Genomic DNA, 10,235 nt, shown 5'->3' with positions numbered 1-10,235 from the left:
CCACCAGGAGACCGCGCCTCCAAACCCGACCTCTCCCGCGTCAGCGGGTTAGTTCAATCCCGCGCGATTCAGTCAGAACGCCCGCCGCTCTAGGTGGCCCCACCCCAAGGACATGTTCCCGGCGATAAATTATGCGATCTTCTGAGCACAGAATGAGAAACATCCTCGCAACGTGCCGTGCACGGCGCTCGTGAAGAACGGCTCCCTTCCACCCCCTTGGGGACAGTCGAGAACCCGAATTGCGACCTGCTTGGACTTAAGAGCCAATTTTTCAAGCTCGCGCCTTTAACAAGGCGAACTGCAGACCCCGCGTTCAGGCTAGGCAATTCATACGGCGCCAGGACTGTCACCAGCCGCGGAGGAACACAGGACTACACTCCGATCAGATTTGACGTAATCTCTTGATTGCCGCTCCAACTTCGTACATGCTGCGTTGCACAACAATAGCGGCAACAACTTCGGGGCGCAGGCGCTGCAGCCTGAAAAATGGATCGAGTATCTGTTGCCCACTCGACTGGAGCCATATAACGAGGGTGTACGCGAGGTGCTTCGAGACATGGCGTTCTTTAAAAAGATTATCGCCGCAGGTGTAGTCGGACTGGCATTTGTCGGCGTGTTCGATGCTCTGAAGAACCTGCCGGTGGTTTCGGGCTGCACGTTCTATGGGCGTTGCAGCCAAGGCGATATTGCCGAACCGCCAACCGATCTCGGCTTTGATCCTGTGGCCCAATGAAAATGCGCGAAACCCCCATGATCGTCTACGACGGCGATTGCATCTTCTGCCAAAACTACGTGCGGTTCATGCGATTGCGCGAGACCGTGGGCCCTGTCGAGTTGATCGATGCACGCTCCGGCGATCCCAGGGTTGCCGACTTCCAGAGGCAGGGCTTCGACCTCAACGAAGGGATGCTCTTCGTCTTCGAGAACCGCGTGTATCATGGCGACGAAGCTGTCAACCTGCTGGCGATCCTCAGCTCGCCTTCGTCGCTTTTCGGCCGGCTTAACCGTGCGATCCTGTCAAACCGCACAGCGGCGCGGGTGGTCTACCCGCTGCTCAAGTTTGGGCGCCGGCTGACCTTGCGCCTTCGTGGTCGATCGCTTATCCCCGCTGACCTCGACCAGTCGACCAAGGTGGGCAACGGCTGGTAACCCGATAAGAGCTGCGGGCGACGGGCTCCCCAGCATGCCAGCGCACCCGATCACCGAAGTCGACCACAGACTGATTTCAATGCGTGCAGACCTTCGGTCGCGAGAAATCGACCAGCTTGAAGATCAGCAGCTTTCGCTCGAGCAAGCCTGGCATCTGACCAGCCAAGGTCGCTGCAGTCGCGCGCGTCACAGTTTCCCCATCTTTCACGTAGGTGACCCACGCCTCCGGCTTCCAGCGGAGCTGTTTCTTGATCTCGTGCAGGATGTGATAATTGCCGGCGCGAGATTGCTGTACGAGGTAGAGCTCTGAAGAGTCGATGATCTTCACGACCTCGTTCTGGTAGTTGAATAGATATGGCGGGCTGGAAAAGAGCAGGTGGTTGGTCTCGCCACCTTCCGTGTGCAGATTGCTGAACATGTTGATCGAACTTTCGGTCTTGAGACCGACATAGGGGGAGAGGCAGGAAAGAAAGAACAGGCCCGGCACCACGTAGACCCAGGCCGGCGGGCGTGGCGCCGAAACATTCTCGCAAGGCAGGTTCTGCAGCGCCACATAAGTCAGCACGATCATCCCAACTCCGCCGACGACGGACCAGACGAGGATCCATACGGAGTGGACGACCATGTCGAAAGTAGGCTCGGGGTACACCGAGGCAAGCAGCATCACGACGGCGACTGCAAGAACCATCAGCGCCGCACCGGGGATCAGGGTACCAACCCGTCCAAACTGTTCGCGTAGTGTATTCGCAGCCGCGACCGAAATGCCGTAGAGCTGTTTGCTGGCCGGCATCGGGATGCTCAGCACGTAAAGTGCAAAGACCAAGCTCGAAAAATCCATGTACCAGGAATAGGCGGAGATCGGGATGACGTAGTGGAAGACGAGCGCGAGGATGAAGCCGATCGCGAAATAACGCTTCCAGTAGAGCGCCACGATTGCGATCGCCTCGATGATGAAGGTTGCATATATCGCCAGATATCGGCCGAACAAATTGTCTTCGAGACCGAACGGCCGGGCGAGTGGAACGTACAGCCCAACTGCGCAACTGACGGATGGATCGAGGAAGTCGGTATTGATCTTGTGGAAGATACCGTAGAAATACATGATCGCGAGCAGGGCTCGAGCGACGACACGAACCTGGCTGTACAGCGCCATACGATCGATGGCCGCCCTGCCGCCGGCCTTGAGGTAGAGCACCGCGGCGCTGAGCAAGATCGCGCCGTTCATCACCGCCGTGATGGTTTTGTTGTTTGAAGCCACCGGCAGGCGAAGCCCATACAACAGAAGCGAAACGGCGACGAGAGCCAGCAGAAATCCAGTGCTCCGCGGATAAAGCAGCAGCAGGAGGCTGAGAAGGACGACGGACCAGCTCAGTAGCGTATACGCTGGCCCCTTGTATCCAATCAGTGAATAAACATCGCCGACAATGCTGAAGATCGCTGCCATCGCCCAGAACGGCGTGAATGCAGTCAGACCGTCATAGGTGTAGGCCAGGCTTCTGACACTGGAGCGTTTGCGTGGGCCAAAACTCAGGAACGGTATTGCGCTCGCCATCATCGATGAATCCACTTGAACGGCAATTTTTTGCTGGGGAAGCAGAGGACTGATTGTACCGCGCCCATTCTTCCCACGATTTCAGTTGCACACTTGAAGGCGCGTTCGTCGCCGAAAGGTTCCCCGCCGACGAGCCAGCTCCTGTCGTTTGCGGCAGAGGTTTTAAATTAGACAACTGGCAATTGTAAATGGTTCTTCAGCTGTGAATTGAGGCAGGCTCCGGCCGCGCACGATTGTTGCGGCCCGTCCGTACGAACGCCGCAGCCGTCTTACGACCTCTGGTAGACGCTACTACGCAAAATGCTGCACAGCAACATTCTCTTGTGCAGAGCGGCATAAATTTTACGTTTCGGTTGCACCGCAGCACACATCCCGGTAGTTTCAACACATTATCAGCTGCAGTCGGCGGAGGGTTTGGATTTGAAAGCCAGCGCATTCGATCCGCCCGAAGGATCGCTCCGCCAGTCCGTCGGTCGAGGCGCTGTCGTCACCGGTTTGGCTCAAGCGGTCAAGATTGCAACGCAGATCCTTTCGGTCATCCTCCTTTCACGCCTGCTGTCGCCGCAGGATTTCGGCGTCGTGGCGATGAGCGCGCCCGTTCTGGCGTTTGTCGCGCTTTTTCAGGATTTTGGCCTGACCCAGGCCACGGTGCAGAAGAATTCCATAACGCACGAGGAGGTGAACTACCTCTTCTGGGTTAACGTCGCCGTTAGCGTGGCGCTCGCCTGTCTCATGGTGGGTATGGCCCCTCTGATTGGTCGCTTTTACGGCGAGCCTCGAGTGGGGCCTCTCATCGCTGCAATGGCTTTGCAGATCATTGCCTACGGCCTCGGGGCACAACATCTGGCCCTCCTCAATCGGCGCATGGTCTTCGGTCGCCTTGCGATGGTGGAGATCGCGAGCGCAATTGCGGGCCTTTGCGCCGCCGTCGGCTGGACCTTCGTCGACCGCTCCTATTGGGCACTTTACGCAGGCACGCTGACGAGCGCCGTGTTGCCGACGCTCTGTTACTGGGCCAACTCCCATTGGCGCCCCGGCCTCAGCCTGAAAGCCGACGGCGTCGGCGTCTTGCTGAATTTCGGTGCCGGGATCACTGGCTTCAACTTCGCAAATTTCTTCGCCCGCAATCTCGATAATATCCTGATCGGCAGATACTGGGGCGAGGCTCAACTCGGGCTCTACGACCGCGCCTACAAGCTTCTTCTGTTTCCCTTGAGCCAGCTTGCCAATCCGCTCTCGAAGGTCATGGTGCCGGCGCTTTCGCGGATGACGAACGAGCCCGACCGCTACCGCAGCGCCTACCTTCGCGTCATGCCCCTTATGCTGGTCGTGGCGCTTCCGGGCGTGGCAGCGGCGATCGCGACTGCCGATCTGCTCATTCCGTTCGTGCTGGGAGAGCAGTGGCGGGAAAGCGCAGGCATTTTTCAGGCGCTCGGCTTCGCCGGCCTGTTACAGCCGCTCAATAATCCGGCCGGCTGGCTGTTCATCAGCCAGGGGCGATCCGGCGACTTCATGCGCTGGGGCGTCATCACGGCAGTGACCTCGGTCCTGGCCTTCCTGATTGGCCTGCCCTACGGCGCGCTCGGAGTCGCCGTTGTTTACGCGCTGAGCGAATACCTGCGGACGCCCTTTCTTTGGATCTATGTCGGCAAGAAGGGGCCGCTGAAGTTCGCCGATATGCTTCGCGCTGCAAGCCCCTTCATCCTTGGCTCGCATCTCGCCCTGGTGGCCGCCTGGCTTTCGAGGCCGCTTCTGCCGGATCAGGCCATTCTCGCCGTTGCCTGCGCCGCTGTCCTCTCCTATGCAGTGACAATCGCGGTCGCGCTGCTGTTTCCCTCTGGCCGCCAATCGCTCGGCGAAGCCCTGAAGCTTCTGCCCGAACGACTGATCAAACCGACCGACCGGGGATCGAGGTGAGCGCTGCCGGCGCGACCGGCCGGCATACGCCAGTCAAGCCGGCTTCCTCATCCTGCTCTTGAGTGTCTGGTAGCCGGTTTCGCCCAGGACGGTTCGCGCCATGGTCTTAAGCATGGCCTTCCGGCCTTCGGAGGTCGTTGCCTGCTTCAGTTGCTCCGACAGCCACAGCATGTCCGGTGAGATCATCAGCTGAGACTCGATGCACAGCACCGGCTTTCCTGAGAGCTTTGCAATGTTTACCGCCTGATCGTGCTCGCTTTCGATGAACAGCACGGCATCCGAGCGCTTGTAGAAATCGGCTTTGAACCGGCCATGGGCGGCAAGCCTTTGGCGTTCTGCCTTACTCGGAAGATCAAGCATGACGAGCTCGCCATAATCAACACCCTGCGATGCCAGCCAGGCCTCCGTCTGCGGCCGATATTTTTCCAGACGGCTGGTCACCAGATAAGCGATCTTACGCGTCGGCACATGTAGCGGCCGCGCCTGTGCAAGGAAGCTTAGATAGGCCGGGCCATCGTCATTTTCCAGATGCGTCGGATCGAAACACAGGACGCCGTCGATATCGACGCAGCTCTGCCCGAGAAACTTGTGATGCATGATGTTCCATTGGAACAGCCGCGGCTGCGGCACCAACTCGAATACGAGATCGGCTTCGTCGTAACGCTCATAGGTACCGTAGACGGCAGCGAAGATCAGCTGATCACGGGAAACGCCCGCTGCCGCCGCCCTTACCCTCGCCTCCCGCATGGCGCTACCGCCATTGATGCTGTCATCGAGGATCAGTATCCTTCGCATCTCTGCCATTGTGCGTCCAAGAGCGGCCGATCTCTTGGTGATTCCGCTGGAAAAGACCTTTCCGGCGACAAAGCTGTCCAGATCGGTCATCTGAATGTTCGTCGTCAGGCTGAAGAGATTGGCGGCCAGCATTCCACTGCGCGGTATACCGACGACCAGGTCGATGCCACCGGGTAAGCGGTGGAGATTCCTGGCGATCGTGGCATTCATGTCGACAATCGATCGATAATGCATCTTGCTGCACCCCTGGGTAGCATCGGTTGACACGCTAAGCCGTTTCAAAATTCGCAAATGGATTCACGCAATGCTGGCTTCCCGAAAACGTGACGGGTTCATTCGGCCCACCCCGCCAGGCGTAATCCGTGAGGAGATGGAACTCGGTCAACAACCACCGCTCGAACCGCTCCAGACGCATTGCGTCGTCAGCGGGCAGCAGCGGGCGAGCCATGCCTCCCAATCGCAACCCTTCAAACAGCGTGGTCGCGTCGGCCAACTTCTCCGTCGGGAAATCCCAAGGGTTGCGCTTCTTGAATTCCAGCGTGAAGGCTCGCAGATGGTCATCCGAAATGGTGACGTCATCGAGATATTTCCTCAGGGTAGCCCTCACCAAATCTTCCTCGGAGAACGATCGGACCGCCGCATAGGCAAGCGCCGTCGAAGCGAGGCCTCCTCCTGCCAAACCAAGCACCGCGCGCCTCGAAAGCCCTTTCATTGCGCCTCCTTCACATGATGAGACTTGCTGCCCGCAGCGAAAGCGCCGCTGCGGTCAGACTGGGGTTGGCGCAGGAACAACTCGGAAAGATGCTCGTGCCCACGATCAGCAGATTGCGAAACGAGTGATGGACCAGGTTGCGATCGACTACGGAATCGGTCGGATCCCTTCCCATGCGCAGCGTGCCTTGGACATGCGATTCCGTTCGCCGCAGGCCGCGGTCGATAATCTTCTCGACCGGCAACGGACGAAGAAGCTCCGGCAGCTTTTCTCGGGCGCGCACCATGCCCTGGACCGCATAGTTGGCCGGCCCCTTATATTGGATGAAGGCGTTGTCATTTTCGTCGAGGCGGACGGAATTCTCCGCCTCGAGCAGGTCCTCGGTGACGATCACCAGAGGTAGCGTCTGTCTGAGTCGCCCCTTGTCCGGACGCAGCCCATGCTGCCAACGATTTTCGAAATAGACGAGAGCTGCGGCATGCCTGGATCTGTGATCCCCGTCATAGAGGCCGAAATTCAACCCCGTGGTGATCGTGCTGCCGTCGAAGTTGTCGACTCCATCGAGATAGGCTTCCATGTTCCAGCCGTAGGACTCGTGTAACCCGCGTCCAACGAACTCACCATCGAGATCCGACCGCAGCATGATCGCGGCGCTTTGGATTCCATTAGCGCCGAGGATGAAGAGGTCGCCGGTAACCACGTACTCCTTGCCGCCATGCCGAAATCTGACGGCGCGAACCGAGCCTGCGGCATGGTCCAGCCGACGAACTTCCGATCCCAGGCAGACCGCCACGTCCGGATGCTCGAAGACATGCATCAGGCCGTTGTTCGCCGTGAACTTCGCGTCCGCCGGGCAGAGCCAGCAGCGAAGCGATGCACAGCAGGACGGACGCTGTTGCGTCGCCAATCGCGCGCGTGCGGTCGGCATGACAAAATGCTGATCGGGCTGATCCGCTTTCATCATCCGGTCTGGCGTTGACATGCGATGGGGCGGCTGGGGAAAGGCCATCGAACGCGGCATGATCGTAGCCATGTCCGGATCTCCCGAGATCGACATGATCGTCTCCGCCTGACAATAGAAAGGCTCCAGATCGTCATACGTCATCGGCCAATCCTGCCCGACCCCGTAAAGGCTCTTCAGCCGGAAATCGTTCGGATGCAGCCGCGGCGTCTGGGCGAACCAACAGTTTGTCCCCCCGCCAAGGCCGATGGTGTAGTTCCACGGCTTGGGGGAATTGCTCCGGTAGGTCTCCTCGTCCTTCAGATCCGTATTGGCTCCATGCTCGAGTTGCCAGGCGTGGGAATTGTGTCGCCCCCATTCCAGCAGGAGAACACGGGCTCGGCGACGCTTCTGAAAAGCGTGCAGGAAAAAAGCCGAGCCGAAGCCGGAACCGATGACGACGACATCGAAATGCTCTCCGGCGACCTGCTCGGATCGAACATCGAGGACCAATTGACTAGCCTTTCTTCGAAAGCGGAAGGCAACAGGGCGGCCGTTCCCGGCACACCGTCCGGGAGTTCAAAGCCCACGCGATGCAGCCGGTTTTCTGGCGTCTACACCCTAGCCTCCACGCGAGAAGCAGATGGCAGACACAGTTTTGACGATGATGCGCAGGTCCGCCACCAGCGACCAGTTCTCGACATAGCGGCGTTCAAGTGCGGTCCAGCCAGCGTCGGAGCCATTCTCACTCCTGCTCGCACACGGACCGACCGAGCCTGGGCGCAATCTCCCATAGAAATCCGCGGCATCCCGGCACATCTGCGGTTCACCTGGCGCGAGTGGGCGATTCCCGACAATGCTCATATCGCCGCGGAGAATGTTGATGATCCGCGGCAGCTCGTTGAGACCAAGCTTCACAAGAACCGCCCCGACGGGCGTAAGGTACGACTCGTATACGAGCGGCAGATGGCTCGTCCTTGCGGCAGTAGCCTGCGCGCTGTTCATGGTCTCGCTGGTGGTGCGGAACTCCAAGCAACTGAACACACGCCCGCCTCGCCCGACGCGTGGATGGGTCTGAAAGGGGGAACCCCGATCAGCAACCATGACAAGAATGCAGATCAACAGGAACAACGGGCTGAGAAGGACGAGAACCAATGAGGCGCCCCCTAAATCAAACCCGCGCTTTACTACGCGACCGACTCGGGGCGCTCGTTGGAAACCCCGAATTAAAACAATACCCCTCATTGCACAACCCCAAGCGGTATTGACTATCACAATGCACCTTAGCAAAAAAATTCCGCATTGCAACATAAAGTTTGGTTTTTCGCGTGCGCAAGGACGCGGGTAGTATTCCGAACTGCAAACGGCAGCTTGGCCGCCGTCAGCGCACGCTGATCTCGTTTGCGACCGATCGCCGAGCAGAGCGTTCTGGCGTGAAGTTCGAACGAACTTTCCGAGATCGCGGTCGGAGCACGGAACGGCCGAAGCCGCCGAAGCGTTCTGACAAGCGGCGGGAAACCGCCAACGAGCGTCTTGCCGCCCACTTCGCAAAGCCTCTGCGACCAAATACGGGGGGCGCTGAGCGGAGCGGCTCCAGAACGGAGGAATTTATGACCGAGAATATCGCTGAAAAGTCCTGCACGCCCTGCCGCGGCGGCATACCGCCGCTGACCAGGGACGAAGCCGCCGGATACGTTTCGCAGACACCAGGCTGGGATCTCCTTGACGACGGGCATCTGATCCGCCGCAAGTTCAAGTTCGACGATTTCAAACAGGCGCTGGCCTTCGTCGACAAAGTTGGCCGGCTGGCGGAAGAGGAGAGGCATCACCCCGACGTCTGTTTCGGCTGGGGCTATGCGGAGATCTCGCTGCAAACCCATAAGATCAAGGGCCTGCACGAAAATGATTTCATTTTGGCGGCGAAGGTCAACCACCTACCGAGATCATCCTGAATTTCAAGTGAGGCCGGCTTGCAAAATCGGCCTTGCCGCGACTGCGCCTTTTCGGGAATAGGATTACCGGGCGTCGGCACCTCTGGGGCGGGGTTTACCACCACCTGTTTCCGGTATGCGCTCTATCGCACATGTATCGCGAAACGCGCGTGGCATGTGCATCGGACCTTTGGCCCATATTAGCCCGGACTAAAGTCCCGCGAACCGCCCGAGGGGGAACTTCAGAACGCAATCTTCGTTCTCTCCCCTGCTGAAGGGTGCGAAAGGATGTCTCTCCGCGATGGCCACGAAACGCATTCAACCGCATTCCCGATCAGCCTGCTTCTGCTCGCAGTAGGCGCCATCCTGGCCTACTTGGCGATTGCTGGGGCTTGGTCTGAGACCAGGACCGAAACAGCCGTCTACACGCCGCAAATTACAGATAAATCGAAGCCGCACTGAGATCGGGCCGCGACTTGGAAACTGGACACGGGACGACGCGAAAGGCCCCTTCTTTCAGGAAGCCATCACAGTGGAAAGTTTCGCTGCGTCGGGTTGGGAGGAAACCGCAATGGCCAAGCGTTTAGCAAAGACGATTTCGCCAACGAAAGACAAGGAGGCCGAGCTTGTCGAGCAGGTCGTTTCAGATTGGTGCAAAATGCATCAAGTGGATCCGATAAGCCATACGGCTGTGATGGAGGGACTGAGAGTTCTCTACATGATCCGAGAGTTTGATATGACCGACAGAGAGGAGCTTCTGAAGGAATTAGTAGCGAGCGACGAGGACGGCCCTTGAGCCACGTCAAGTCACCGCGGACGGATAGAGCACCTAAAGCGCACAGCGCGCGATTCGCCTCAACGATACTGCGCACAGCTCGTATTCACCCCCTGATCGCATCGGCTGCCTCAGGCTCCAAACGGAAGATGAAGATGCCAGCCGCCGCTCCAGCATGACATTTGCTATTCAAGTGGTTCGCATGCCGTCCTAGGCAGCCACTCCGCTGCAGCGATGGCTAGCGCCAAAAACAGAGCTGGCGCGCCGAGCCGAAATAACAAGTGCAACATTTGAACGCGCCTTCGATTTACGCCGGCGGAGTGCATTCGACCGATCCTTCAGTTCATGCTCCACGATCAAAAGGCGCCCGCTGGTAGGCGGGCGCAATCGCATGATGCCTTTTGCTCCGCTTTGGGGCACGCTTTGCATGCGGGGCAATCGAACATAACGACTCTGGCTCATGA

At 58.7% G+C, this 10,235-nt stretch carries 10 protein-coding genes; 5 read left to right on the top strand and 5 right to left on the bottom strand.

Going from position 1 to position 10,235, the window contains the following annotated elements; genetic code table 11:
* Positions 1–433 precede the first annotated feature (433 nt).
* Both CO676_RS34880 and CO676_RS31015 read left to right on the top strand, forming a co-directional pair.
* Entirely contained in the window at positions 434–733 is a 300-nt protein-coding gene (locus tag CO676_RS34880; protein WP_144340227.1) for a hypothetical protein, read from the top strand.
* A 17-nt stretch (positions 734–750) separates the two neighbouring features.
* Entirely contained in the window at positions 751–1,149 is a 399-nt protein-coding gene (locus CO676_RS31015; RefSeq protein WP_245424566.1) for a DCC1-like thiol-disulfide oxidoreductase family protein, read from the top strand.
* Positions 1,150–1,225: 76 nt separating this feature from the next.
* On the opposite strand, the gene CO676_RS31010 is transcribed toward CO676_RS31015, so the two are convergent.
* Entirely contained in the window at positions 1,226–2,704 is a 1,479-nt protein-coding gene (locus CO676_RS31010; protein WP_097523898.1) for a thiol-disulfide oxidoreductase, read from the bottom strand.
* A 417-nt stretch (positions 2,705–3,121) separates the two neighbouring features.
* On the opposite strand from CO676_RS31010, the gene CO676_RS31005 reads away from it, so the two are divergent.
* On the top strand, positions 3,122–4,618 hold the full coding sequence (locus tag CO676_RS31005) for a lipopolysaccharide biosynthesis protein (RefSeq protein ID WP_097523904.1): 1,497 nt from the start codon (positions 3,122–3,124) through the stop codon (positions 4,616–4,618).
* Between the two features lie 33 nt (positions 4,619–4,651).
* Here the strand turns inward: CO676_RS31005 and CO676_RS31000 are convergent, their stop codons facing one another.
* The 4 genes from CO676_RS31000 to CO676_RS30985 all read right to left on the bottom strand — a co-directional run bounded on the left by CO676_RS31000 (position 4,652) and on the right by CO676_RS30985 (position 8,310).
* Positions 4,652–5,647, bottom strand: coding sequence for a phosphoribosyltransferase family protein (locus CO676_RS31000; protein ID WP_097523897.1), 996 nt, complete (start codon positions 5,645–5,647; stop codon positions 4,652–4,654).
* A 34-nt stretch (positions 5,648–5,681) separates the two neighbouring features.
* Positions 5,682–6,125 (bottom strand): hypothetical protein, encoded by a 444-nt coding sequence (locus CO676_RS30995; protein WP_097523896.1) that lies wholly within the window; start codon positions 6,123–6,125, stop codon positions 5,682–5,684.
* 10 nt (positions 6,126–6,135) lie between these two features.
* On the bottom strand, positions 6,136–7,578 hold the full coding sequence (locus tag CO676_RS30990) for a GMC family oxidoreductase (protein WP_097523895.1): 1,443 nt from the start codon (positions 7,576–7,578) through the stop codon (positions 6,136–6,138).
* A 108-nt stretch (positions 7,579–7,686) separates the two neighbouring features.
* Positions 7,687–8,310 (bottom strand): sugar transferase, encoded by a 624-nt coding sequence (locus tag CO676_RS30985; RefSeq protein WP_097523903.1) that lies wholly within the window; start codon positions 8,308–8,310, stop codon positions 7,687–7,689.
* 365 nt (positions 8,311–8,675) lie between these two features.
* On the opposite strand from CO676_RS30985, the gene CO676_RS30980 reads away from it, so the two are divergent.
* Together CO676_RS30980 and CO676_RS30970 are read left to right on the top strand one after the other, a co-directional pair.
* Positions 8,676–9,017: a 4a-hydroxytetrahydrobiopterin dehydratase gene (locus tag CO676_RS30980; protein ID WP_097523894.1), complete on the top strand. Its 342-nt coding sequence runs from the start codon at positions 8,676–8,678 to the stop codon at positions 9,015–9,017.
* A gap of 550 nt (positions 9,018–9,567) precedes the next feature.
* A complete protein-coding gene (locus CO676_RS30970) occupies positions 9,568–9,792 on the top strand; it encodes a hypothetical protein (protein ID WP_097523893.1) in 225 nt (74 codons plus the stop codon).
* Positions 9,793–10,235: the final 443 nt, after the last annotated feature.

The sequence above is a fragment of the Sinorhizobium sp. BJ1 genome, assembly GCF_002531555.1.
In the GTDB taxonomy this organism is placed as follows: domain Bacteria; phylum Pseudomonadota; class Alphaproteobacteria; order Rhizobiales; family Rhizobiaceae; genus Sinorhizobium; species Sinorhizobium fredii_B.
The sequence above is the reverse complement of the archived record's forward strand: the minus strand, read 5'-3'. Positions and strand labels throughout refer to the sequence as shown.

Coding starts and splice junctions, on each gene's coding strand:
- CO676_RS31000 (WP_097523897.1), bottom strand. CDS start 5,647: ATGCATTATCGATCGATTGTCGACATGAATGCCACGATCGCCAGGAAT.
- CO676_RS30970 (WP_097523893.1), top strand. CDS start 9,568: ATGGCCAAGCGTTTAGCAAAGACGATTTCGCCAACGAAAGACAAGGAG.
- CO676_RS30995 (WP_097523896.1), bottom strand. CDS start 6,125: ATGAAAGGGCTTTCGAGGCGCGCGGTGCTTGGTTTGGCAGGAGGAGGC.
- CO676_RS30985 (WP_097523903.1), bottom strand. CDS start 8,310: ATGAGGGGTATTGTTTTAATTCGGGGTTTCCAACGAGCGCCCCGAGTC.
- CO676_RS30980 (WP_097523894.1), top strand. CDS start 8,676: ATGACCGAGAATATCGCTGAAAAGTCCTGCACGCCCTGCCGCGGCGGC.
- CO676_RS31010 (WP_097523898.1), bottom strand. CDS start 2,704: ATGATGGCGAGCGCAATACCGTTCCTGAGTTTTGGCCCACGCAAACGC.
- CO676_RS31015 (WP_245424566.1), top strand. CDS start 751: ATGATCGTCTACGACGGCGATTGCATCTTCTGCCAAAACTACGTGCGG.